The sequence below is a fragment of the Nonomuraea sp. NPDC050556 genome, from assembly GCF_044457355.1.
Lineage (GTDB): Bacteria > Actinomycetota > Actinomycetes > Streptosporangiales > Streptosporangiaceae > Nonomuraea.
The window spans coordinates 1,729,590-1,753,447 of sequence record NZ_JBITGU010000002.1; the positions used below are offsets into that span (position 1 = coordinate 1,729,590).

22 protein-coding genes are annotated in these 23,858 nt (G+C 71.7%); 13 read left to right on the forward strand and 9 right to left on the reverse strand.

What is annotated here, in order from left to right; all coding sequences use genetic code 11:
* The first annotated feature begins 26 nt into the window (after window positions 1–26).
* On the forward strand, window positions 27–569 hold the full coding sequence (locus ACIBG8_RS26235; RefSeq protein ID WP_397345572.1) for a hypothetical protein: 543 nt from the start codon (window positions 27–29) through the stop codon (window positions 567–569).
* Here the strand turns inward: ACIBG8_RS26235 and ACIBG8_RS26240 are convergent.
* A complete protein-coding gene (locus ACIBG8_RS26240; RefSeq protein ID WP_397345573.1) occupies window positions 559–1,263 on the reverse strand; it encodes a phytanoyl-CoA dioxygenase family protein in 705 nt (234 codons plus the stop codon). The two genes, ACIBG8_RS26235 and ACIBG8_RS26240, sit on opposite strands and share 11 nt — an antisense overlap.
* 10 nt (window positions 1,264–1,273) lie before the next feature.
* Entirely contained in the window at window positions 1,274–1,993 is a 720-nt protein-coding gene (locus tag ACIBG8_RS26245) for a helix-turn-helix domain-containing protein (RefSeq protein WP_397345574.1), read from the reverse strand.
* A gap of 82 nt (window positions 1,994–2,075) precedes the next feature.
* On the opposite strand from ACIBG8_RS26245, the gene ACIBG8_RS26250 reads away from it, so the two are divergent.
* A complete protein-coding gene (locus ACIBG8_RS26250) occupies window positions 2,076–3,221 on the forward strand; it encodes a cytochrome P450 (RefSeq protein ID WP_397345575.1) in 1,146 nt (381 codons plus the stop codon).
* Between the two features lie 3 nt (window positions 3,222–3,224).
* Window positions 3,225–4,034, forward strand: coding sequence for an oxidoreductase (locus ACIBG8_RS26255; RefSeq protein WP_397345576.1), 810 nt, complete (start codon window positions 3,225–3,227; stop codon window positions 4,032–4,034).
* 87 nt (window positions 4,035–4,121) lie between these two features.
* Here the strand turns inward: ACIBG8_RS26255 and ACIBG8_RS26260 are convergent, their stop codons facing one another.
* On the reverse strand, window positions 4,122–4,919 hold the full coding sequence (locus ACIBG8_RS26260; protein ID WP_397345577.1) for an oxaloacetate decarboxylase: 798 nt from the start codon (window positions 4,917–4,919) through the stop codon (window positions 4,122–4,124).
* A 70-nt stretch (window positions 4,920–4,989) separates the two neighbouring features.
* On the opposite strand from ACIBG8_RS26260, the gene ACIBG8_RS26265 reads away from it, so the two are divergent.
* Window positions 4,990–5,880: a LysR family transcriptional regulator gene (locus tag ACIBG8_RS26265; protein WP_397345578.1), complete on the forward strand. Its 891-nt coding sequence runs from the start codon at window positions 4,990–4,992 to the stop codon at window positions 5,878–5,880.
* Complete coding sequence (locus tag ACIBG8_RS26270) at window positions 5,880–9,197, forward strand: protein kinase (RefSeq protein WP_397345580.1); 3,318 nt, start codon at window positions 5,880–5,882, stop codon at window positions 9,195–9,197. The genes ACIBG8_RS26265 and ACIBG8_RS26270 overlap by 1 nt, the downstream gene beginning before the upstream one ends.
* On the opposite strand, the gene ACIBG8_RS26275 is transcribed toward ACIBG8_RS26270, so the two are convergent.
* Window positions 9,194–10,159 carry an NAD(P)-dependent alcohol dehydrogenase gene (locus ACIBG8_RS26275; RefSeq protein WP_397345582.1) on the reverse strand — a complete coding sequence of 322 codons (966 nt, stop codon included), beginning with the start codon at window positions 10,157–10,159 and terminating at the stop codon, window positions 9,194–9,196. The two genes, ACIBG8_RS26270 and ACIBG8_RS26275, sit on opposite strands and share 4 nt — an antisense overlap.
* A gap of 78 nt (window positions 10,160–10,237) precedes the next feature.
* On the opposite strand from ACIBG8_RS26275, the gene ACIBG8_RS26280 reads away from it, so the two are divergent.
* From ACIBG8_RS26280 to ACIBG8_RS26290, 3 genes are read left to right on the forward strand one after another with little or no spacing between them, the layout of a single operon-like run.
* Complete coding sequence (locus ACIBG8_RS26280) at window positions 10,238–10,876, forward strand: TetR/AcrR family transcriptional regulator C-terminal domain-containing protein (RefSeq protein WP_397345583.1); 639 nt, start codon at window positions 10,238–10,240, stop codon at window positions 10,874–10,876.
* The gene (locus ACIBG8_RS26285) at window positions 10,873–11,643 is read left to right on the forward strand and encodes a TIGR02452 family protein (protein ID WP_397345584.1); all 771 of its coding nucleotides are present in this window, start codon (window positions 10,873–10,875) and stop codon (window positions 11,641–11,643) included. Before ACIBG8_RS26280 ends, ACIBG8_RS26285 begins: the two co-directional genes overlap by 4 nt.
* A gap of 3 nt (window positions 11,644–11,646) precedes the next feature.
* Window positions 11,647–12,255, forward strand: a complete 609-nt coding sequence (locus tag ACIBG8_RS26290; protein ID WP_397345586.1) for an HNH endonuclease family protein — start codon at window positions 11,647–11,649, stop codon at window positions 12,253–12,255.
* On the opposite strand, the gene ACIBG8_RS26295 is transcribed toward ACIBG8_RS26290, so the two are convergent.
* Window positions 12,252–14,819, reverse strand: a complete 2,568-nt coding sequence (locus ACIBG8_RS26295) for a LuxR C-terminal-related transcriptional regulator (RefSeq protein WP_397345587.1) — start codon at window positions 14,817–14,819, stop codon at window positions 12,252–12,254. The two genes, ACIBG8_RS26290 and ACIBG8_RS26295, sit on opposite strands and share 4 nt — an antisense overlap.
* A gap of 68 nt (window positions 14,820–14,887) precedes the next feature.
* On the opposite strand from ACIBG8_RS26295, the gene ACIBG8_RS26300 reads away from it, so the two are divergent.
* Window positions 14,888–15,988: an epoxide hydrolase family protein gene (locus ACIBG8_RS26300; protein WP_397345589.1), complete on the forward strand. Its 1,101-nt coding sequence runs from the start codon at window positions 14,888–14,890 to the stop codon at window positions 15,986–15,988.
* Here the strand turns inward: ACIBG8_RS26300 and ACIBG8_RS26305 are convergent.
* Genes ACIBG8_RS26305 through ACIBG8_RS26315 form a run of 3 tightly spaced genes read right to left on the reverse strand, consistent with a single transcriptional unit; the run spans window position 15,960 to window position 19,033 of the window.
* Window positions 15,960–16,628 carry a TetR/AcrR family transcriptional regulator gene (locus tag ACIBG8_RS26305; protein ID WP_397345590.1) on the reverse strand — a complete coding sequence of 223 codons (669 nt, stop codon included), beginning with the start codon at window positions 16,626–16,628 and terminating at the stop codon, window positions 15,960–15,962. The genes ACIBG8_RS26300 and ACIBG8_RS26305 overlap by 29 nt on opposite strands.
* Before the next feature lie 9 nt (window positions 16,629–16,637).
* Complete coding sequence (locus ACIBG8_RS26310; RefSeq protein WP_397345591.1) at window positions 16,638–18,233, reverse strand: TIM barrel protein; 1,596 nt, start codon at window positions 18,231–18,233, stop codon at window positions 16,638–16,640.
* The gene (locus ACIBG8_RS26315) at window positions 18,203–19,033 is read right to left on the reverse strand and encodes a shikimate dehydrogenase (RefSeq protein WP_397345592.1); all 831 of its coding nucleotides are present in this window, start codon (window positions 19,031–19,033) and stop codon (window positions 18,203–18,205) included. Before ACIBG8_RS26315 ends, ACIBG8_RS26310 begins: the two co-directional genes overlap by 31 nt.
* A 118-nt stretch (window positions 19,034–19,151) precedes the next feature.
* On the opposite strand from ACIBG8_RS26315, the gene ACIBG8_RS26320 reads away from it, so the two are divergent.
* The gene (locus ACIBG8_RS26320; RefSeq protein WP_397345593.1) at window positions 19,152–20,501 is read left to right on the forward strand and encodes an MFS transporter; all 1,350 of its coding nucleotides are present in this window, start codon (window positions 19,152–19,154) and stop codon (window positions 20,499–20,501) included.
* 5 nt (window positions 20,502–20,506) lie between these two features.
* Window positions 20,507–21,400, forward strand: coding sequence for an SDR family oxidoreductase (locus ACIBG8_RS26325; RefSeq protein ID WP_397345594.1), 894 nt, complete (start codon window positions 20,507–20,509; stop codon window positions 21,398–21,400).
* On the opposite strand, the gene ACIBG8_RS26330 is transcribed toward ACIBG8_RS26325, so the two are convergent.
* Window positions 21,391–22,329, reverse strand: coding sequence for a helix-turn-helix transcriptional regulator (locus ACIBG8_RS26330; RefSeq protein WP_397345595.1), 939 nt, complete (start codon window positions 22,327–22,329; stop codon window positions 21,391–21,393). The genes ACIBG8_RS26325 and ACIBG8_RS26330 overlap by 10 nt on opposite strands.
* A 127-nt stretch (window positions 22,330–22,456) precedes the next feature.
* Here ACIBG8_RS26330 and ACIBG8_RS26335 point away from each other — a divergent pair, with 127 nt between their 5' ends.
* Together ACIBG8_RS26335 and ACIBG8_RS26340 are read left to right on the forward strand one after the other, a co-directional pair.
* Window positions 22,457–23,038, forward strand: coding sequence for a class I SAM-dependent methyltransferase (locus ACIBG8_RS26335; RefSeq protein WP_397345596.1), 582 nt, complete (start codon window positions 22,457–22,459; stop codon window positions 23,036–23,038).
* 405 nt (window positions 23,039–23,443) lie between these two features.
* Window positions 23,444–23,845: a hypothetical protein gene (locus tag ACIBG8_RS26340; protein WP_397345597.1), complete on the forward strand. Its 402-nt coding sequence runs from the start codon at window positions 23,444–23,446 to the stop codon at window positions 23,843–23,845.
* Window positions 23,846–23,858 lie beyond the last annotated feature (13 nt).

Consider the following 23,858-nt stretch of genomic DNA (forward strand, 5'->3'; position numbering starts at 1 on the left):
TCTGACCTGCCGCTTGAATGGTCGGTATGAGGACAGATGTCAGGCAACGACCCGTGAACACCGGCCTGCTGATCGGTGCCGTCCTGGGCGCGGTTTTCGTCATGGTGAACGCGCAGAGCCCGTTGAACCCGGGGGTGGGGACCGCCCTCAGGGTGGTGGCCATCGCGGGGGCCGTGGCCGTACTCGCCCTGTGGTTCCTGGCACAGCGGCAGGTGCACGGCTCGCCTGCGGAAGCCCGGCAGAACATGTTCAGCAAGGGCTACTGGATCGTCGTGGCGATCGAGGCGGTGCTGTTGTTCGGCGGCACCAAGCTGCTGACCGCGTGGGGGGTGCCCACGCAGGTCAACGTGGCCTGGGTGGCGCTCGTGGTCGGGGTGCACTTCCTCGGGCTGGCGCCGATCTGGAAGAGCAGGAGCATCCTGGTGCCCGGAGCCGTCCTGACCGCGCTCGGCCTGGCCGGGTTCGCGGTGGCCGCCGCGGGCTCGGTCGAGTGGGTTCCGCTGGTCAGCGGGGTCGGGTCGGGGCTCGCCCTCGTCGCCGGATCCGTCTGGCAGAGCCTCAGGCGCTGAGCGCCCTAGACAGCGCGCTGGGCTGGCCGGGCGCCAGGGGCGTGGTGAGGAAGACCGGCGACTGGGCCATGAACCGCGGCCTGGTGCCCCGGTGCTCGTCGGCCGCGTGCACGGTCAGCGGATGCACCAGGTACATGTCGCCGGGCAGGCCCGTCGCGTAGGCCACGGGACGCCCCTCGCTCGCCGCGTCGACCAGCGGGCCAGCCACGAACGGGTCGTACACCCCGTCACCCAGCGCCTTCGCCGCGTCGCGGTGCGAGCCGACCCTGATGCGGGTGGGCGCGTCGTCCTGACCCACCTCCGAGAACAGGGTGAGCAGCAGCATGGTCTCCGGCCTGGCCGACACGCTCCACGAGCCGTCCGCGTTGGCCACGCTGGAGTCGATGTGCCAGCCCCTGTCGTCGGCGGGCGGCCGGCGGGGAAAGCGCACCGGGATGTTGCCGAGGGCGCCGAGCGGCACCCATCCGCCCTCGCCTGCCACCGCGTCGAGCGCCTCGTGCAGGCGCGGGCTGCGGAGGAACTCGCCGAACGGGCCCTTGCCCGCCATGTCGGCCGTCCACACCACCGGTTCCGTCCAGCCGTCCGGGTCGTCGGGCGACAGGCCGATCTGCTTCCACAGGATGGCCCTGGCGGCGTCGGCCACCTCCCTGCTCACGGCAGCCTCGATCTTGACGAATCCGTCGTCTACGAACATGCCTTCCACGCTAACGACGCCGTCCACCGATTTTCCGCCTCCAGTGTTCTGCCGCCTGGACCATCTCCTCGGTGAGGAGCTGGAAGAACTGGCTGGTGGTGTGCAGCCTGATACCCGCCGGGCTGCCGGCGCCGAGCAGCTCGGCGCCCTCCTGGGCGAACTCCCGCCACATCGCCATCGACCGGACGCTCGACTGCCACGTCTGGTACCAGATGTGGTCGTCGATCACGTAGCGATCGTGGCGCCCCTCCCGCTCGCGCCTGACCAGGCCGCGCGCCACCAGCCAGCCGACCGCCTTGGAGACCGAGGCGGGGCTGACCCCCAGCAGGGCGACGAGCTCGGCAGCCGTGTAACTCCCCGAGTCGCTGGTGAACAGGCGGACCAGGATCCTGGCCACGGTGGGCGGCACCCCGCTCTGGATCATCACGTCGGTGAAGCGTTCCTCGAACGCGTGCACCGCTTCAGGGTCGCGGCCGTCCGGGTCGTCGGCCACCGGCGCGGCCTGGTGCACGCCGGGTTTGCGCCTGGCCCGCCAGCCGGTCGCCTGCTGCGCCTGGTTGGCGCGGTAGTGGCCGGGCCCGCCGTTGCGCGCGACCTCGCGGCTGATCGTCGACCTGGGACGGCCCAGCTCGCGGGCGATCTCGGCGTAGCTGTGCCCGGCGGCGAGACCCGCCGCGATCCGCCTGCGGTCCTCGTAGGTGAGCCGTGGTGCATTTACCGTCAATGTCACTGCACCGATGATATCGCTTCTACCTGGGGTAATGGGAGTGACGTGTTGGCTGGTTCGCGAAACCGCTCCTAGCGTGGTCCGCATGACCACACTGCCTACGGAACGACCGGCAGGACGCCCCTTCGACCCGCCCGACGGGCTCAGGGAGCGCGGACCGCTCAGCCGCCTGACCTACCCCGACGGGCACGAGGGCTGGCTGGCGACCAGCCACGCCCTGGTGCGCGAGGTGCTCGCCGACCCGCGCTTCAGCGTCCGCCCCGACCTGCGCCACGTGCCCGTCCCCGGCGTGCCGGGCAGCGACCGGCCGGCGCCGCCCGGCATGTTCACCGCCATGGACCCGCCCGACCACACCCGCTACCGGCGCCAGCTCACCGGGCAGTTCACCGTGCGGCGCATGCGGCTGCTCACCGAGCGGGTCCAGGAGATCACCGCCGAGCACCTCGACGCCATGAAGCCAGGGGACGACCTGGTGACGGCGCTCGCGCAGCCCATCCCCGCGCAGGTGATCTGCGAGCTGCTCGGCGTGCCGTACGAGGACAGGGGCAGGTTCCAGGACGACGCGCTCGCGTTGTTCCGCCTGGGGGCCACGGCAGAGGAGCTGGGGCGGGCCTACGCGGCCGTGCACGGGTTCGTGGCCGAGCTGGTGCGGGACAAGCGGGCCAACCCCACCGACGACCTGCTCAGCGACCTGACGACGAGCGACCTCACCGACGAAGAGCTGGTCAACATCGGCTTCACGCTGCTGGGCGCCGGGCTCGACACCACGGCCAACATGCTCGCGCTCGGCGTCTACGCGCTGCTCAGCCATCCGGACCAGCTCGCGCTGCTGCGCGACAACCCCGAGCACGCCGTGGAGGAGCTGCTGCGCTATCTCAGCATCATCCCGTTCACCGTCCGGGTCGCCCTGGAGGACCTCGAGCTGGACGGCGAGCAGATCAAGGCGGGCGAGTCCGTCACCCTCTCGATCCCGGCGGCCAACCGCGACCCTGAGCACTTCGCCGACCCGGACACGCTCGACCTGCTCCGCTCGACCGCCGGGCACGTCGCCTTCGGCCACGGGATCCACCAGTGCCTCGGCCAGCAGCTCGCCCGCGTGGAACTCCAGGTGGCGCTGCCCGCCCTGTTCGAGCGGTTCCCCAGCCTGCGCCTCGCCTCGGGCGACATCGCAATGCGCACCGACATGCTCATCTACGGCGTGCACAACCTGCCCGTCACCTGGGAGGTCTGACCCATGAAGGTATGCCTCGTCACCGGAGCCTCCTCGGGCATCGGGCTGGCGACCGCGCTCGACCTCCTGCGCGCGGGCCACGTCGTGTACGGCGCCGCCAGACGGGTGCCGCTCATGGACCCGATCGTCGAAGCCGGCGGCCACGCCCTGCCCATGGACGCGACCAGCCAGGAGGACCTGGCCCGCGCCGTCAGCACCGTCGTGGAGGCGGAGGGCAGGATCGACGCGCTGGTCAACAACGCCGGAACCGTCCTGCACGGCGCGGTCGAGGACGTGCCGCTGGACCTCGCCAGGGAGCAGTTCGAGGTCAACGTGCTCGCCCCGGCCAGGCTGGTGCAGCTCGTCCTGCCGCACATGCGGGCCCAGCGGTCGGGCACGATCGTCAACGTGTCGTCCATCGGCGGCGAGATCGCGCTGCCGCTCGGCGCCTGGTACTACGCGTCGAAGCACGCGCTCGAAGCGTTCTCCGACACGCTCCGCATGGAGGTCGAGCCGTTCGGGATCCACGTGGTGGTCATCCAGCCCGGCATCATCAGGACCTCGTTCGAGGACCAGACGTCGGCGCAGCTCCGCGAGATGTCCGGCGCGGGGGCGTACGCGGAGGTGGCGGAGGCGATGGCCCAGCGCGCGGAAACAGGCCTGAGCGAGGGCTCCGACCCCGGCGTGGTCGCGACGGCCATCAGGGAGGCCATCGAGTCCGACCGCCCGGACACCCGCTACGCCGTCGGGCACCTGGCGGACAAGCTCCTGGAACTCAACAGGACGCTGCCGGACCGCGCCTTCGACGACCTCGTCACCGGCTCCATCAAGTAGGCAAGCGCTTCTTTCACCCAGTGGCCCAGACGGCCAACCAGCCCATGGATACGGAGCTTTCTGAGGTTTCTTAGGTTTTCTAGGGTTCTAATGGGTTTTTGGGTCGAACAGGGCGTTGAGGTCGCTCTGGGGGATCTGGTCGTCGGCGTAGGTGAAGGTGCCGTGCTCGGCCAGCTCGCGGGCGGCGTCCACCAGGTGGCGGTACAACGCGCGGGCGATGCTGCCGCCCACGGTGACCCGCCGGACGCCGAGCTTGCGCAGGTCGTCCAGGGACAGGTCGCCGCCGGTCAGTCCCATCACCACGTTGAGCGGCCCGTCGAGCTCCCGCACCAGCGTGCCGATGGTGGCCGCGTCGGCGGCGCCGGGGACGAACGCGCAGTCCGCGCCCGCCGCCAGGTAGGCGTTGGCCCGCCGTACCGCCTCGTCGAGCGTCCCGCCGACCAGCAGTACGTCGGTGCGGCCGACCAGGAAGAACGGGGAGCCACCGGCGGCCTCCTTCGCGGCCACCATGCGGTCGGTCGCCTCGGAGAGGTCGTACAGGGGACGGGCGCGGTCGCCGGTGAAGTCCTCGATGTTGCCGCCCGCCACGCCCGCCTCGACGGCCATCGAGATCGTGGCGGCCACGTCCGCGTAGCCGTCCTCCAGGTCGGCGCTCACCGGGACGCCGACCCCGGCGACGATCTCGCCGATCCGCTGGATCATCGTGTCCCTGTCGACCCGCCCGCCGCCGTAGTCGTGGTCGGCGCGGCCCAGGGAGAAGGCGATGCCCGCGCTCGTGGTCGCCAGCGCCGGGAACCCGGCCGCCTCCAGGACGCGGGCGCTGCCGACGTCCCACGCGTTGGGCAGGAGGAAACAACCGTCCTGGTGGAGTTCGCGGAAGTTCACAGGGTCACCGTACGAGCCAGGCCCATAAGCTGGAACCCGCCCTCTCGCGCTGACCCCATAAGGGACGGTTATGGAGAACCTCCACCGGCTGCGGGTGTTCCGCGCCGTCGCGCAGCTCGGCTCGTTCACGGCCGCGGGCCGGGCGCTGACGATGTCGCAACCCGCCGTCTCCCAGCACGTCGCGGCGCTGGAGCGCGAGCTGCGCGCCCACCTGGTCGAACGCACCACCGCAGGGGCCCGTCTGACGCCCGAGGGCGAGATCGTGCTGCGGCACGCGTTGCGGATCCTGGCCTCCTGCGACGACGCCCGGCGCGAGCTCGACCAGCTCCGCTCCGGCGACCTCGCGCCGGTCAGGGTGGCCGCGTTCCCCACAGCCTGTGGACACCTGCTGCCCCGCGCGGCCGCGCTGTGGCGGCGCCGCTACCCGGCCGTGCCGTTCACGTTCGTCGAGTGCGACGCCGACGAGGCCGTGGAACTGGCCAGGTACGGCAAGGCCGACCTCGCGCTCACCTACGACTACGCCGCCCACCCGCTCGACCTGCACCACCTGGACGCGCAGCCGCTGCCCGACGACCCGCTGCTGCTCGCCCTCCCGGCGAGCCACCCGCTCGCGAAGTCCCCGGTCGTCGACGTCGTCGCGCTGGCCGACGAGCCGTGGATCAGCGGCACCTCCTTCGCCTGCGCCGAGTCGCTGCGCGCCATCTGCGGCGTCGCCGGGTTCACCCCGCTGGTCGCACTGGACGCCAACCGCTACCCGGCCACGCTGGCCATGGTCGCCGCCGGGCACGGCCTCGCCCTGGTGCCCGCCTCCGCGCTGGTCAGCCCGCCGCTGGACGTCGCGGTCCGCCCCCTGCGTCCCGTGCCGCCGCCGCGCCGCCGCTGGGTGATCACCCAGCCGGAGCCGCACGCGACGGCCACCCATCTCGCCGACTGCGTCCTGGCTACGGCATCCTCTGTCTGATGGCTCCTCTCACCCCCGCGGACCCCCAGCGGCTGGGCCGCTACTGGCTGGCCGGGCGCCTGGGCGCGGGCGGCCAGGGCGTGGTCTACGAGGCGTACGGCGAGGCCGGCGAGCGCGTCGCGGTCAAGGTGCCGCGCCTGGACGACCGGGCCGCGCTGGGCAGGGAGGCGGCAGCCGCTCAGCGGGTGGCGTCGTTCTGCACCGCGCGGGTGATCGAGGTCGACCTCGACGTGCCGTACATCGTCAGCGAGTACGTGCCGGGGCCGAACCTGCGCCAGGTGGGCCGCTACGACGGCGACGCGTTACGCCGCCTGGCCATCGGGGTGGCCACCGCGCTGACCGCGATCCACCAGGCCGGGGTGGTGCACAGGGACCTGAAGCCGGACAACATCATCGTCGGCCCCGACGGCCCGCGGGTGATCGACTTCGGGGTGGCCCGCGAGGTGGGCCCGACCACGACCTCGCCGGTGATGGGGACGCCCAACTACATGGCGCCCGAGGTGTGGGCCGGGCGCGGGGCCACTCCGGCGGCCGACGTGTGGGCGTGGGGGCTGGTGATGTTGTTCGCCGCCTGCGGCAGGGACGCCGTGTCCGGGCAGGACCCGGCGAGCGTGCTCGACTTCGTGCCCGATCTGAGCGGGCTGCCCGACCCGCTCGAGGACCTGGTGGCGAGCGCGCTGGCGCGGGATCCGCAGGAGCGGCCGACCGCTCGGGCGCTGCTCCTGGGGTTGCTCGGCGGCAGCGACGACCCGCTCGCCGACGGCGGGGTGCAGGCGGCGAAGCTGACCGGGCCGGCCGATCCCGACCTCGGGGAGATCGCCGAGGAGCTGTTCGACGAGCTGTCGGAGGCCGAGCGGGAGCTGGCGCCCGAGGTGTTCTTACGGATGCTGGACGGCGAGGGGTCGGTGCGCCGGGTGCCGGAGGTGGAGCTGGCCGGGGCGGAGCCGGTGGTGGCGCTGTTCGAGGCGGCCGGGCTGATCGGCGCGCACGAGGGCGGCTACGTCCTGGTCCGGCCGGGGCTGGTGCAGGCGTGGCCGCGGATGCGGCGCTGGGTGGCGGACAACCGCGCCGGGTTGCCGATCCACCGGCGGCTGACCGAGGCCGCGCTGGTGTGGGACGGGCACGGGCGCAAGCCGGGCGACCTGCTGCACGGCTCGGTCCTGGACACCACGCTGCGCTGGGCGGCGACGGAGCGCCGCGACATCAGCCTGATGAACCTGGAGAAGGAGTTCCTCGACTCGGCCGCCAGGCAGACCCGTCGCCAGTCGCGGCGCAGGGGCGCGCTGGCCGCCGCGCTCGCCGTCCTGCTCGTGCTCGCGCTGGGCGGGATCGGGCTGGCCGAGTACCGGCGCGCGACCGTGGACCGGCAGCGCGACGACCTGCTCGGCAAGTCGCTCGCCCAGCGCGCGGCCGACCTGCGCGAGAGCGATCCCCGGCTGGCCATGCTGCTCAGCGCCGCTGCCTGGCGGCTGGCCCCCGCCCTGCCCGAGGCGCGGGCGGCGCTCGACGAGGCCCTCTCCCAGCGGTACGCCGACGCCTTCACCGACCCGGACCAGGGGCCTGACACGGTCTACGCCGTCAACCGGGACGGCCGCCTGCTCGCCGCCGTGGACGGCGGCCGGGTCCGGGTCTGGGACGTGCGGCAACACCGGCAGGTGGCCTCCTTCGGCGGCGTGTCCCCCACGGCGGCGCGGGCGGCGCTCACCCCTGACGGCCGCACGCTCGCCCTCATGGACGAGCGGGGCGTGCAGCTCTGGACGGTCTCGACCGGGCAGCAGGACGGCCCCAGGTTCGCCGCGGCAGCGGACGGCGACCTCGCTTTCGACGCGGCGGGGCGGCTGCTGGCCGTACCAGGACAGTGGTGGGACGTGCGGCGGCGGGTTCCGTTGCGTGCCCCGTCGGGTGCGCCGCTCGACGCCGTGAGCGGTTCTTACGGCATGGTGTCCACGACGGGCCGTGGCCGGGTGGAGCTCTGGGACCTGCGTTCCGGCAGGCGCGTCGACGCGCCCTGGCTGCCGGACAAGCAGTATCTCGACGACCTGGAGTTCGCCGGCGACGGGCGGACGATCGCCTTCGTCGAGGCCACGCCGGACAACGCCAAGCGCCGGGTGGTACTCAAACACCTGCCGGTCGGCGACGTCCGCGAGTGGACGACGCCTGGGGACGCCGGGCGCAGCCTGGCCCTCGGCGACCGGCTCTTCGCGCACTGGAGCCTCACCGGCAGGCTCGTGGTCCAGCGGCTGAGCGACGGGATGCCCGTCGTGGACCGGCAGGTGGGCGATGCGCTCAGGCAGGTCCGCTTCGACGACGCAGACCGGGCGCTCCGCATGGAGATGGACGGCGGCAGGGTCGTCACCCTCGACCTGTCCGCGGTCGCCGCCCAGCAGGTGCCCGGGTTCACCGCGCTGAGCCCGGACGGGCGCACGACGGCGACGCAGCGCCACAGCGAGGTCAGGCTCACGGACCTGGCCACCGCGCGGCAGATCGGGCCGCCCCTCCCCTCCCGCGCCCACGTCCTCGCCTTCAGCCAGGACGGACGCCGGCTGGCCCTGGGCGACGGCCCCTCGGTCACCGTGGTGGACGCGGCGACCGGGAGGGTCCTGACCTCGTTCCGCCTGGCGAACCGCGTGGACGAACTGGTGTTCGTGCCCGGCGGCGACACGCTCGCCGTCGCCTCCAGCGGGGTGGACGGGCTCCTCCCCATGCAGCTGTGGAACCTGCGCACGGGCACGGCGACCCCTGTCGACGGCGGCTCCCTCATCGCGGTCAGACCGGACGGCAGGCTCCTGGTCACCGGCGACGGCACGGCCCTGGTGGACCCGTCGACGGGCGCGAAGCGGCGCAACCCGCTCGGCAGAACCACCGGCCCGCTCGCCTTCAGCCCGGACGGGAAGTATTTCGCCGTCGCGCAGCGCGACCGCCTCTCCCTGTGGGACGCGGACCTCACCACCCGCCTGGCCGACCTCCCCGCCCCCGGCGACAGCACGCCCGTCTCCCTGGCCTGGTCGCCGGACAGCCGCACCCTGGCCGCTTACGAGTTCGGCGACCGGCTGCGCCTGTGGGACGTGCCGTCCCGCCAGTCCCTGGGCGTGGTGCTCGCCGGGCTCACCGATCCTGAGTACGGCGTGGCATCCCCCATGGCGTTCACCGCAGACGGCCGCACCCTCGTCAACGTCAGCCCCGAGGGCACGGTCCGCCGCTTCCCCCTCGACCCGGCGCAGGTGGTCGAGGCGGTCTGCCGCAGGGCCGGACGAGCGCTGACCCCAGCGGAGCGGACCGCCTACCTGCCGGAAGCGGAGCCGTTCGACCCCTGCTAGACGACGACCACGACCTTGCCGCGGGCCAGGCCGTCCTTCATGTGCTGGACGGCGGCAGCCGCCTCCTCCAGCGGGAAGGCGCGTTCCACGGCGGGCGTCACCGCGCCGGACTCGATGAGCTCCGCCAGCGCCACCAGGTCCCGCGCGTTCTCCGAGCTCACGAACGGCCGCAGCCGCTGGCTCACGAACGGCGACAGGAACGGCGCCTTGACCAGGCGGCCCAGCCCGCCGAACCACCGCCCGCCCGTCTCCGCCCCGACGATGACCAGCGTCCCGCGCGGCGTGAGGAGGCGGCGAAGGCTGGTCAGCGTCCTGTTCCCGCCGGTGTCGACGATCACGTCATAGCGGCCGGTGAGCTCCTGCCTGGTGTAGTCGATGACGTGGTCGGCGCCCATCGCCTCGACCAGGTCGGTCTTCGCGGTGCCGCACACCCCGGTGACCTCGGCGCCGTAGGACTTGGCGATCTGCACCGCGAACGTCCCCACCCCGCCGGAAGCGCCGATCACCAGCACCTTGTGCCCGGCCTTGACCTGCCCGGTGTCGCGCACCCCCTGCAGCGCGGTGAGCGCCGAGATGGGCGCGGCCGCTGCCTGCTCGAACGTGAGGTTCTTCGGCTTGGGCGCCAGCTTGGTCGCCTTGGCCGGGGCGAACTCGGCGAAGGTGCCCTCGGCGATGCCGTACACCTCGTCGCCCGGCGCGAACCCGGCGACGGCCTTCGCGCCGACCGCCTCCACCACGCCGGCCACCTCGCGCCCCCGCACTCGGCTACGCGGCCTGCGCACACCGATCGCCAGGCGCACCGGGTACGGCTCGCCCGCCATCAGGTGCCACACGCCGCGGTCCACGCCTGCCGCGCGCACCCGGACCAGCACCTCGTCGTCCTTGATGGACGGCCGGTCGATCTCGGCGAGCCGCAGGACGTCCCCGGCCTCGCCGTACGCGTCCTGGACGATGGCTCTCATCTGCCTGGCTCCCTACGTTGTAAGCTTATGTTGTAAGTCATACGCTTACAGTGTAAGTAAGTCAAGGGGAGAGCGCGCATGGCACGACTGAACCGCGACCGGGTACTGCAGGCCGCGGTCACGCTGGCCGACGCGGGCGGGATCGAGTCCGTCACCATGCGCAGGCTCGGCGAGAAGCTCGGCGTCGAGGCGATGTCCCTGTACAACCACGTGGCCAACAAGGGCGACCTGCTCGACGGCATGATCGACACCGTGTTCGCGGAGATCGACCTGCCGGAGGACGGCGACTGGCGTAAGGCGATGCGCGAGCGGGCGATCTCGACGCGCGCGGCGCTGGCCCGCCACCCCTGGGCGATCGGGCACATGGAGTCGCGGTCGACGCCGGGACACGCGACGCTGCGCCACCACGACGCCATGCTCGGCGTCCTGCGCCGGGCCGGGTTCTCTGTCGCGCTGACCGCCCACGCGGCCTCGGCACTGGACAGCTACGTCTACGGGTTCGCGCTGCAGCACCGGAGCCTGCCGCTCGATACGCCGGCGCGGATCGCGCAGCAGGTCATGGCGCGATTCGCCTCGGGTGAGTACCCTCACCTCACCGAGATCGCCGTGGACCACGTGCTGCAGCCAGGCTACGACTACGGGGACGAGTTCGAGTTCGGGCTCGACCTGCTCCTCGACGGCCTCGCCCGCGCAGCGCAGAACCCTGGGACGACATGAGAGACCACTTACGGCGGGTCGCCGCCGACACGCTGGAGATCCTCGGCCGCGGCTGGTACGTGAACGCCGCAGGCGACCGCGTCGACCTCGACCCTGACCTCGCCCGCGCGATCCTCCACCGCCCTGGAGAACCGCTCGACGCCCCCACCAGGTCGGGCAGGACGGTCGTGGAGGTGGCCGAACAGTCCACCCTGGAGGCGGCCGCGCTGCTGGACGAGCCCTGCGTGCTGAACTTCGCCTCGGCCCGCAAGCCCGGCGGCGGCTTCATGAACGGCGCCCAGGCGCAGGAGGAGAGCCTGGCCCGCGCCTCGTCCCTCTACTCCTCGCTGATCGGCGCCGAGCCGTTCTACGCCTTCCACCGGGCGAGCCCGACGCTGCTCTACAGCGACCACATGATCTACTCCCCCGACGTCCAGGTCTTCAAGGACGACCGGGGCGCCCTGCTGGCCAGGCCGTACCGGATGGCGGTGATCACCGCGGCGGCGCCGAACACCAGGCAGCTCGCGGGCGGGCAACTGGTCCAGGTGCCCGGCGTGCTGCACGACCGCGGCGGGAGGATCCTCGCCGTCGCCGCCCACCACGGGCACCGCACGCTGGTGCTCGGCGCGTGGGGCTGCGGCGTGTTCGGCAACGACCCGACGGTGGTGGCCGAGGCGTTCCGCGACCAGCTCGACGGCCCGTTCCGCGGCGTCTTCGAACGCGTCGTGTTCGCGATATTGGGCGAGCGCACGTGTGCGACATTCAGGCGGGTGCTGGGTATGGGTTGACCCATGATCTTCATGAGGATCGCCCTAGCCGCTCTTCTGATCACTCCCCTCACCGCGCAGCAGGCCACCGCCGAGAGTGGCACCGCCCAGGCCAGGCGCATGCTGGGCCAGCTCAAGGTCGCCAAAGCACTGTCGATCAGGGGGTACAGCCACCGCCGTTTCCAGCCGCGCTGGGCGCACCACCGGGGCAGGTGCGACGTGCGCGAGACCGTCCTGGCCCGCGACGGGCGCAAGGTGCGCAAGAACGCGGCCTGTCACCCGGTCAGAGGCGTGTGGTTCAGCCCCTACGACGGCAAGAAGCTGAAGAGCGAGCGCTACGTCGACGTCGACCACGTCGTGCCGCTTGCCTATGCCTGGAGGTCCGGGGCGAGCAGGTGGAGCCAGGCCAGGCGGCGCGCCTTCGCCAACGACCTCGTGCGCCCGGAGCTCATCACGGTCAGCCACTCGGCCAACATCGCCAAGGGCGGCCAGGGCCCGCAGAGCTGGCGGCCGCAGCGCCGCGCCTACTGGTGCCGCTACGCCACCTCGTGGATCGCGGTGAAGCACCACTACCGCCTGTCGGTGACGCGCAAGGAGAGGGTCGCGCTGCTCAACATGCTCCGCACCTGCTAGAGGTCGGCGAGCTCGGCCCGCGACGTGACGCCCAGCTTGGGGAAGGCCTTGTAGAGGTGCTGGCCGACCGTGCGCGGGCTGAGGAAGAGCTGGGCGGCGATCTCCTTGTTGGCCAGCCCCTGCGCGGCCAGCCTGACGATCTGCCGCTCCTGCGGCGTCAGCGCGGCCAGCGGGTCGTGCTCGTCGACGTCCGGCGTCGCCCACCCGGCCGCGTCCAGTTCCGTACGGCTGCGCTCCGCCCAGGGCCGCGCGCCCAGCCGTTCGAACGTCTGCAGCGCCGAGGCGAGCGGGGCCCGCGCGTCGGCCCTGCGCCTGGCCCGCCTGAGCCACTCTCCGTACAGCAACCGGGTGCGCGCCAGCTCGAACGGGCCCGGGTGCAGCGACAGCGCCAGCGCGAAGTGCTCCTCGCCCGGCTCGATCAGCGCCCGGCACCTGGCCACGAGCGCGTGCGCCCACGGCTGGTCCAGGATGTCCGCCCAGTCGGCGAACCGGCCGAACGGCTCGACGGCCCGCGACGGCCGCCCGCAGCGCAGCGCAGCCTCGACGAGGTCGGGCACGCACCGCATCGCGGAGATCTGGTTGCGCGCCCGCCCGTAGACGAGGTCCTCCAGCTTGAGCAGCGCTGACTCGGCCCGTCCGAGGCCCAGCTCCAGCAGCGCCTCGGCCTCCTGGTGGCCGGTGCACGCCTCGGGCACGCCCTCGATCGCGCCGAGCCTGGCCAGCAGCGATCCGGCCTGCACGGCCCACTGCGGCTGCGCGGTGTCCTCGGCGATCCGTACGGCCTCGCCCGCGTGCGCCCTGGCGTCCGCGTGCCAGCCCAGCGCCAGCTGGGTCGCGGCGAGCTGCGTCAGTGCCTGCGGCAGCAGCCCGACTCTGCTCTCCTCGCGGATGGCGGCGACAGCGGCCGTGGCCAGGTCGTGCGTGTGCCGGTCCGGCTCTGCCAGGTCGAGCGCGCCGATGAGGAGGAGGCCGCGCCGGTCCAGCCCGGCCAGCTCGCGCGCCGCCGCCACGACGCCGGACAGCGGCGGCAGCCCCTCGATGCGCTCGCGCAGCGAGAGGGCGGCGAACCAGCGGCACAGGTCGTGGACCGGGCGCGCCTCGTCGTCCTCCGGCAGCTTCAGCGCGGCGAGCTGGTCGGCCGTGCGCGCGGCCATGTCGCGGTCGCCGTCCAGCCAGATCAGGGAGGACGCGTCGAGCAGCAGCCACGCGGTCGCACTCGGGTCGTCGTCCGCGATGTGGTCGACGCCCATGGACAGGAGCGTGTGGGCGCTGGGCAGCATGCCCATGCCGTAGTCGGAGCAGGCGCGCACCCTGATGAGCCGCGAGGTCAGCGACGGGTCGACGTGCGGTCCTCCGGCGTGTTCCGCGATGGCTCGCGCATGGTCGAACCGCCCGCCGTGCTCGGCCGCCTCTGCTGCCAGGGTCAGCCTTCTGGTCCGGTTCTCCCCGTCGACACTCAGCTCGGCCGCGCGCTCGTAGGCGGCAGCGGCAGCCGCGCCACCGCCACGCTCCGCCGCCCGCTGCGCCGTGCGCTCCAGCTCCTCTGCCAGATCCTCGTCGGGCTTCGTCGCCGCCGACGCCCGGTGCCAGGCGCGCCGGTCGGCGTCGTGCGGCTCGGTCAGCACCCCGGCCAGCGCCGCGTGTACGGCCAGCTGCACGGGCTCGGGGGCCGCGCCGCGGACGGCGGCGCGCACGAGCGGGTGGCGGAAGGCCAGCCGGTCACCCTCGACGGACAGCAGCCCGCTCGCGACGGCCACGTCCAGATCGCCCGAGCCGCAGCCCAGTTCCCCTGCCGCGGCGAGGACGGTCGCGCGCTGGCCCGTGCTGTCGAGCGCCGCGACGGCCAGCAGCGTCCTGGCGCTCTCGTCCAGCGCGTTGGCCCGGTACTCGAAGGCCTCGCGCAGCCGCCCGGTCAGCGGCGACCTGGGCAGCTCGATCAGCGCGAGCGGGTTGCCCCGCGCCTCGTCCAGGACCCGGTTCCTGACCTCGGCCGGCAGCGGGCCGGCCGTCGTGTCGAGGAGCGCGGCAGAGTCGCCGGGGTCCAGCGCGCCGAGCTGGAGGCCGTCGGAACCCGGGTCGCGGGTGGCGACGACGAGGCCGACGCCCTCGGAGTCGAGCCGCCTGGCGGCGATCATCAGCGCCTCGGACGAGGCGTGGTCGAGCCAGTGCGCGTCGTCGACGAGGCAGAGCAGCCCGCGCTCCTCGGCGACCTCCGACAGCAGCGACAGGACGCCGAGCCCGACCAGGAAGCGGTCGCCCGCGGCAGGTCCGAGGCCGAACGCGCCGCGCAGGGCGTCCGCCTGGGGCGCGGGCAGGCTGGGCAGCCGGTCGAGCACCGGGTGCAGCAGGAGGTGGAGCCCGGCGAAGGGCAGGTCGCGCTCCGCCTCGACGCCCGCCCCGCGCAGGACCCGCAGGCCGTCGGCCGACGCGGCCGCGTGGTCGAGGAGCGCGGTCTTGCCGATGCCCGGATCTCCGCGCAGCACGAGGACGCCGCTGGCGCCCGTACGGACACTCTCCAGCAGCTTGGTGATCGCGACTTGTTCCCCCGAACGGCCCCACAACACGTTTCGCACTGTATTACCTATGCGATGACTCATTCGCCGGATATGGGTGTCCTTCTAGTGTCCAGGTCATGACACCATTCCAGATCGACATCCCGCAAGAAGCCATCGACGACCTGCGCGAACGGCTCAGCCGTACGCGCTGGTCACCTCAGCTCCCCGGCGCCGGATGGGACCGCGGCGTGCCCGTCGACTACCTCAAGGGGCTGGCCGACTACTGGGCCAACGACTACGACTGGCGCAAGTCCGAGGCCGAGCTGAACCAGTGGCCGCAGTACACGACCGTGATCGACGGGCAGACCGTGCACTTCAGGCACATCCGCGCCGAGCGCCCCGACGCGCTGCCGCTGCTGCTCATGCACGACAACCCCGGCGGCATCATCGGCCTGCTCGACGTGCTCACGCCGCTGTCGCGCGACTTCCACATCGTGGCGCCGACCATGCCGGGCTTCGGCTTCTCCACGCCGCTGGCCAGCACGGGCTGGACGGTCCCGCGCACCGCCGCGCTGTTCGCCCGGCTGATGTCCGAGCTCGGCTACGAGCGGTACGGCGCGCACGGCGGTGGCGGCGGCGCCAACCTGTCCATGGAGCTCGGCCGTACCGTCCCTGAGAACCTCGCCGGCATCCACGTCAACGCCTACGTCACCATCCCCAGCGGCGAGGTCGGCGAGCTCAACGAGGACGAGCAGCGGCGCATGGGCCTGATCCAGCAGTTCCTGCAGACCGGCATGGGCTTCAACGTCATCATGTCCACCCGGCCGCAGACGATCTCGCACGGCCTGCACGACTCGCCCGTGGGGCAGGCGGCGTGGATCGTGGAGAAGTTCAAGGAGTGGACGGACGCGAGCTCCGAGCTGCCCGAGGACGCCTTCTCCCGCGACCGCATCCTGACCGAGGTCAGCACGCAGTGGTTCACCGGCACCCAGGGATCGATCTCGCAGAGCTACGCCGATGTGTCGCACGACCCGAACGCGTGGGGCCCGAAGGCGCCGGTCACCGTGCCCACTGCCTTCGCGGTCGCGTCTGGCGACGTCACGGTCAGGAGCCTGGCCGAGCAGGAGGCCAACGTCCAGCGCTGGACGGAGTTCGACCGCGGCGGCGCCTACCTCGCCCTGGAGCAGCCCGACCTCCTCATCGGCGACCTCAGGGCGTTCTTCGACGGACGTCGCTAGAGCCGCGCAGGTAGGCGACGGTCATCTCGCCCACCATCCTGCGCAACCGGACGCGATGCTCGGCCGCGGTCATGTCGCGGCCGAACAGCGCGCCGAACGTGTGCTGGTTGGCCACGCGGAAGAAGCAGAACGCGCTGATCATCATGTGCACGTCGATGGCGTCGGCCTCGGTCACGAAGTCGCCGCTCGCCGTGCCGGCCGCCAGGATGCGCTCGATCAGGTCGAGAACCGGGGCGCCGAGGTTGACCAGCACGTCGGACTTGCGGATGTGCTCGGCCCGGTGGATGTTCTCGATCGCGACGAGCGTGATGAAGTCGCGGTGCGCGTCGTGGTGGTCGAAGGTCAGCTCGGCGAGCGTGCGTATCGCCTCGACGGGCGCCAGGTGGTCGACGTCGACCGTGCGCTCCACCTCACGGACCTCGGCGTACGCCTTCTCCAGCACCGCGATGAAGAGCTGCTCCTTGCTGCCGAAGTAGTAGTAGATCATGCGCTTGGTGGTGCGCATCCGCTCGGCGATCGCGTCGACCCGCGCCCCCGCGTAACCACGCGCGGCGAACTCCTGCTGGGCGACCTCGAGGATCTCGGCCTTGGTGCGGTCAGCGTCGCGCTGACGTTCCCTGGCTGCGGGTGGCGAGGTCATTGACCAATCCTAATGACGACTCAGATGCTGTACGGCAAGCCTGACCGGGGCGTTGACCGCCCCGTAGCCGCGGTAGCCGCCGACCCGCTGCACGATCTCGAAGAACACCCGCCCCACGGTCACGGTGTAGAGGTGCAGGAACTCGCCGTCCTCGTCGCGGTCGTAGAGCACGCCCAGCTCGCGCAGCGCCGGGTCGACGTTGTGCCTGGCCTCCAGGTCGTCGTAGTAGTTGCCGGGAATGGGGAGCAACAGCTCGGGGTGCTCGTCGCGTAACCTGCGCGCGACGCCCAGGACGTCGTCGCAGGCCAGGGCGACGTGCTGCCACCGTATGGTGCCCGGCGCGAGGTTGAGCACCATCCGTACGCCGCCGTCCGGCCCGCACATCGCCCTGCTGCGGAGCAGGCCGTACGGGTCGGGAACGTCGAGGCTCTCCTGGGGGACGAGGCCGAGGACCTCGCGATAGAAGAGCGCCGCCTCGTCGAAGTGGTGCACGGGTTCGGTGAGCGCGATGTGATCGATGCGGGTGATCGCGCCTGGTACGGGCTCCGCCGTACCACAGAAGACGATCTTGAGGCCGTCGGGGGCTGTTTCTGCCAGCAGCAGCTCGGCGTGCTTGGCGGCGGCCGCCGGGTCAGGGCTGTCCAGGCCGATCGAGGTGAGCTCGGGGTCCTCGCCCGCGTTGAGCAGGAGGCTGGCCCTGCCCTGCTCCCACAGGCGCGGGCCGGTGCGGGCGAAGCCGAGGGCGGCGAGCATCCCTTCCAGGCGACCGTCGTCGGTGAGCTCGGCGAAGGCGAAGCCGGTCGGTATGGAGGGCGGCCGCACGTCGAGCGCGATCAGCGAGCGCATGCCGTCGCGTGCCGTACGAACCGCGTCGGCCTGGCGGAAGTGGTCGTTGAAGACCTCCAGCGACAGCGGGCCGCGGTACCCGGCGTTGAGCACGTGCCCGACGAGTCCCGCGAGGTCGAAGTGTCCCTGGCCGGGGAAGCAGCGGTAGTGGCGGCTCCACTGCAGGACGTCCATGGCCAGCAGGGGCGCGTCGGCGAGTTGCAGGAAGAAGATCTTCTCGCCGGGGATCGCCTCGATGCCGATGGGGTCGGAGCCGCGCGACAGGATGTGGAAGCTGTCCAGGCAGACGCCGAGGCCAGGATGGTCGGCCAGGCGCACGATCCGCCAGGCGTGCAAGTACTCGTTGACGTGGCGTCCCCAGGCCAGCGCCTCGTAGGCGATCCTGACGCCGTGCGACGCCGCCCGCTCGGCGAGGAGGCGCAACTGCTCGGCTGCGAGGTCGTCGTCGTCGATCGCCTCGGGAGACACGTTGGAGCAGACGAGCAGCAGGTCGGCGCCCAGCCGCTCCATCACGCGGAACTTCCCCTCCGCGCGCCGCAGGTCGAGCGAGGGCATCGCCTCGAAGTCGCGGAACGGCTGGTAGAGGTCGATCGACAGGCCCAGGTCGGCGGCGCGCAGCCGGATCTCCTCCGGTGGCAGCGGGCAGCCCAGCAGGTCGGCCTCGAAGAGCTCCACACCGTCGAACCCGGCGGCCGCGATCGCCGCGAGCTTCTCCGTCAGAGTGCCGCTCACCGAGACGGTGGCGATGGTTCTTCGCATATCAGGTCCTTCAGGTGGGAGAGCATGCGCTCGGCGTCAGGTTCGCGGCCGGTGAACAGGCGGAAGGCGTGGGCGGCCTGGAAGACGACCATGCCGCCGCCGTCGAGCGTGCGGCAGCCGAGGGCACGCGCCCGCTCCAGCAGCTCGGTCTCCAACGGCCGGTAGACGATGTCGGCCACCCACAACCCCGGGTGGAGCAGTTCTGCGGGCAGCGGCAGGCCGGGGTGGTGGGCCATGCCGGTGGGGGTCGCGTGAACGAGCCCGTCCGCGCCCTTGAGCACGAGAGGACCTGCCTCGGCCCGCTCGCCGAGCCGCCTGGCCAGCGCCCTGGCACGGTCCTCGTCCTCGTCGACCACCAGGATGTGACCGGCCCCCATGGTGAGCAGGGCATGCGCCACGGCGGTCCCCGCACCGCCCGCGCCGAGCAACACGACGCGGTCGAGGGACGCGCCGGGCAGACCCCTGGCGAAGGACTGGGCGAACCCCTTCCAGTCCGTGTTGTGGCCGATCGCCCGGCCGTCGCGGAAGACGACCGTGTTGACGGCGCCCAGCTCGGCGGCGTCCGGCGAGAGCTCGTCGAGGTGCGGGATGACGCTCTGCTTGCACGGGTGGGTGACGTTGAGCCCGTCGAAGCCGAGGCGGGCGGCCATCGCGAGCAGGTCGCCCACGTCGTCGTCGCCCACCTCTACGAGCCGGTACACGCAGCGCAGACCGTGATGAGCCGCTTCGACCTCATGCAGCGCCGGGCTGAGCGACGGGCCGATGCCGGAGCCGATCAGCCCGGTCAGGAACGAGGCCATGAGCCACTCCTATGTACGAACTAGTGAGTTAGTTATAGCCGATCCTGCGGCTATTGACACCGGCATTTCGCCCACGTTAATTAACTATCTAGTTCGTGACGTAAGCCAGGGAGCCATCGTGACCGACGACTTATCCGGGATCCGTCCAGGCACGCCGCGCAAGGCGGCCGTCGCCGCCTGGATCGGCAGCGCGCTGGAGTACTACGACTTCTTCATCTACGGCAGCGCCGCAGCCCTGATCTTCCCCAAGGTCTTCTTCGACAAGAGCGACCCGGCCAACGCGACGCTCCTGTCGCTGGCCAGCTTCGGCGTCGCCTACGCGGCCAGGCCGGTGGGCGCGTTCATCCTCGGTCACGTCGGCGACCGGTTCGGCCGCAAGAAGATCATGGTGTTCACCCTGATCCTCATGGGCGTGTCCACATTCCTCATCGGCTGCCTGCCCTCACGCGACCAGATCGGCGGCCTGGCAGCCGTGCTGCTCGTCGCGCTGCGCATCATGCAGGGACTGTCAGCGGCGGGCGAGCAGGCCAGCGCCAACTCCATGACGCTCGAACACTCCCCCGCCGACCGGCGCGGCTACTTCACCAGCTTCACCCTCAACGGCACCCAGTTCGGGCAGATCCTGGCCACCCTCGTCTTCATCCCGGTCGCCGCACTGCCCGAGGAGCAGCTGCTGAGCTGGGGCTGGCGCCTGCCGTTCTGGCTCAGCGTCGTCGTCGCCGTCACCGGCTGGATCATCCGCCGCAAGCTGGAGGAAACGCCCGCCTTCGAGGCTGAGGTCGCCCAGGGTACGGTGCCCCGGATGCCGCTGGCCGTGCTCTTCCGCGGCCACTGGACGAGCGTGCTGCGCGTCGTGGGCGCGGCGCTCATCGCGACGGTCAGCACGATCTTCACCGTGTGGGCGCTCAACTACGCCACCTCGGACGCGGTCGGCTTGGACAAGGCGGTCATGCTCTGGGTGAGCATCGCGGCCAACACCACGGCGCTGGCCGCGATCCCGCTCTGGGCCAGGCTGTCCGACCGCATCGGGCGCAAGCCCGTCTTCCTCGTCGGCGCGATCGGCAGCCCGATCATGATCTTCCTGTACCTCGCCGCCATCAACTCCAAGAGCTACCCGCTGGTCTTCCTCGTCGGCATCCTCACCCTCGGCGTCGTCTACAGCGCGGCGAACGGCGTCTGGCCGTCGTTCTACAGCGAGATGTTCAGCACCAGGGTCCGCCTGTCCGGCATGGCGATCGGCACCCAGTTCGGCTTCGCCATCGCGGGCTTCGCCGTGGCCACGGCGGCCGGGATCGTCTCCCCTGAGGGCTGGCTCGGGCTGCAGGGCTGGGTCGGCGTCGGCGTCTTCACCGCGATCCTCTGCGCCATCAGCGCTCTTTCCGCGCTCACCGGACGCGAGACGGCCCACGTGCCGACAGAAGACCTCGGAAAACATGACACGAGGCGTCCTGTTTTCCGGGCAGAGTGAGGTTCATGATTGCTTTGGTGGCAGGAGCCACGCGCGGAACGGGCAGGGGTATCGCGGTGGAGCTCGGTGCGATCGGGGCGACGGTGTACTGCACCGGCCGGTCGACCCGAGCCTCACGCTCCGAGATGGACCGGCCGGAGACCATCGAGGAGACCGCGGAACTGGTGACCGCAGCGGGCGGCAAGGGCATCGCCGTACAGGTCGACCACCTCGACCAGGAGCAGGTCAAGGCGCTCGCCGCGCGCGTCGACAGCGAGCAGGGGCGCCTCGACGTGCTGGTCAACGACGTCTGGGGCGGCGACTGGCTGACGCAGTGGAACGTCCCCGTCTGGGAGCACGACCTCGACAACGGGCTGCGGCTCATGCGGCTGGCGATCGACACCCACATCATCACCAGCCACTACCTGCTGCCGCTGATGATCAGGAACCCCGGCGGCCTCGTCGTCGAGGTCACCGACGGCACCAAGGCCTACAACGACGACCACTACCGCCTCTCGCTCTTCTACGACCAGGCGAAGACCGCGGTGACCAGGCTCGCCTACGCGCTCTCTCACGACCTGCGCAAGCACGAGTGCGCTGCGGTCGCGCTGACGCCCGGGTTCCTGCGCTCCGAGGCGATGCTGGAGAACATGGGCGTCACCGAGGAGACCTGGCGCGACTTCATCCCGAAGAACGCCACGTGGGGCGTGTCCGAGACGCCGGCGTTCGCCGGGCGCGCCGTCGCCGCGCTGGCCCGGGACGAGGACAGGATGCGGTGGAGCGGCCAGTCGCTCGACAGCGGGCAGCTCGCCCAGGAGTACGGCTTCACCGACGTCGACGGCAGCCGCCCCGACGTGTGGCGCTACATCCGCGAGGTCGAGGAGGGCGGCAAGGAGGCCTCCCCCGACGACTACCGGTAAAGATCCGCTGTACGGCGAGCCGCCTGTTTCACGAGGTCCCGCAGCTCGGGCGGCGCCAGCACCTCGGCCTCAGGGCCGAAGCAGAGCACCTGGCTGAAGGCGACCTCCAGCGACTCGACGGCCAGCTCGACCGTCCCGTCCTCGCGCAGGGAGGCCAGCGCGTCGGCGAGGGCGGCCGGGTCGGCGACGCGGCGCAGCACGCGCAGGCCGACCTCGGTGAGCCTGAGCGTGACCGTGTCGCGCAGCAGCGACCTGGCGAACCTGGCCGACTGCTCGTCCCAGTGGGCCGCCAGGTCGAAGGCGGGGTCGCGGTCGAACACCTCCTCCAGCACCTCGACCGCCTGGACCCGGTCGACGCGGAAGGTCAGGAAGTCGCGTGCCTTCCCGACCACGTACCAGACGCCCGCCTTGAGCACGAGGCCGTAGGGGTGCAGGGTGCGCTGCCTGTCCTTGTAGGTGAGGTCGACCGCGCGGTCCGTCCAGACCGCCCTGGCCAGCGGGGCGAGCGCGGGCGGTGGCGGGCGGTCGGCGGCGAACCAGCCGGGGGCGTCCAGGTGGAAGCGCTGGGCGGCGATGTCGGGGGCGTCGCGCAAACCGGGCGACAGCGCGGCGGCCGCCTTCAGACGGGCGGTGGCGGCCACGTCCTGGAGGCCCATCTCGCGCAGGGCGCCGGGGACGCCGGACAGGAACAGCGCCTCGGCCTCGGCTCGGTCCAGGCCGGTCAGCCTGGTGCGGTAGCCCTCCAGCAGCCGGTAGCCGCCCCTGCGTCCGCGGTCGGCGTAGACGGGCACGCCCGCCTCGCTCAGCGCGAGCACGTCGCGGTGGACCGTACGCTCCGAGACCTCCAGCTCCCTGGCCAGCTCGGCCGCCGTCATGCCGCCGCGCCCTTGGAGCAGCAGGATCACCGACATCAACCTGGCCGCACGCACGATCCGACTCTAGGGCCCTGGTCCCCCATGGTGTCCTCTCGGATGAGGTCCTGCGGCTCATCGGCGGAGCTTCGGGATCGGTATCTGGCAGGAGTCGGGCGGGGTGCGGCTTCCCTAGCGTCTTTACATGCGATCTGATCTTGGCGCTTTCATGAGGGCGGCCGTGCGGCGGCCCGCGGTGATCGGCGCGTTCGCGCCTACGTCCGGGGTGCTGGCTGCTCAGCTGGCCGAGGTGGTGCCGCGGCGGGGGGCGCCTACCGTGGTGGAGCTGGGGCCTGGGACCGGGGCGGTCAGTGGGCAGATCAGGTCGCGGTTGCCTTCTGCGGCGCGGTATCTGGCGGTGGAGGCTGATCGGGGGATGGTCGATCATCTGGCTCGGACCCGGCCTTGGCTGGAGGTGCTGCACATGGACGCTGCGGAGCTCGGGACGCGGATCGGGCCTGGTGAGGTGGACGCTGTCGTTAGTGCTTTGCCTTGGACGTTGATTCCTGAGGGTACGCAGCAGCGGATCATCGGGGCTGTTGCCCGGGTGCTGGCGCCTGGGGGGAGTTTCACGACGATCGCTTATCTGACGGGGACGCCGTTCGGGCCTGGGCGGAGGTTTCGTGGGCGGTTGGGGGCGGCGTTTGACGAGGTGCTCACTACGCGGACCATCTGGCGTAATCTGCCGCCTGCGCGGACGTATGTGTGTCGTCGGCCGCACGGTTAGCCGGGGTCCGTGCACGTTGCGCCGAGCTCCGCCGTACCCCTGCTCGCCGACCCGGCGCTTTGGTGACCACCCTTTGAAAGGTCCCCAGGCCCCCGAAGGCCGCGCGCCTCCCGAAGGGCGCCTCCAGGGCTCCCACCTCAAGGGCGCGCCACCTGAAGGGCGCCACCCAAAGCGCCGTCCCAAGGGCCCCGAAGGCGCGCTCTTCGAGTGGCGACACCCGAAAAAGGACGGTCATCCCAAAGGGAGGGGCATCCAAAAAGAAGGGGCACCCCAGCAGGAGAGGCTGTTGAGGGGTTTGATGACGGTGGGCTGGTGTCCCTGAGGGAGGAGGTGGACGTAAGCTGAATCCTTCGAAGGGAGACGATCACCGTCAACGAGTCCTTTCCCCCTGACCGTCCGCGCCCCATGCGACGACGCGTGACCGAGTCGGCGATCCTGAACAAGCACCCCCAGAGCCCAGCAGACATCCTCCAGTGGACCTGCCCCCACGGCCACCACGCCGGACAGGGCTGCGTCGACTGCTACCTGGCCGCCGCAGACGCCGATCCCACGCTCCCCCTGTGGGAGGTGGCCGCCTGGTTCACCACCACCCGCCCAGTCCCCATAAGAGCGCTCCAGGACGTCCACAGGCATGGCCGCCGCTTCACCCTCGACCAGCCGTCCACCCCCCTCGTCTACCTGCTGAGCGGCCACGCCAGAGCCACCTCGGGCGCTGAGGCGGTCGCGGGCGTGGTCGGGTTCCTCCTGCAGAACGCCCACATCGTCGACGAGTTCACCGTCACCGAGATCCGCGCCGTGCACTCCTAAAGGGAGGCACGTC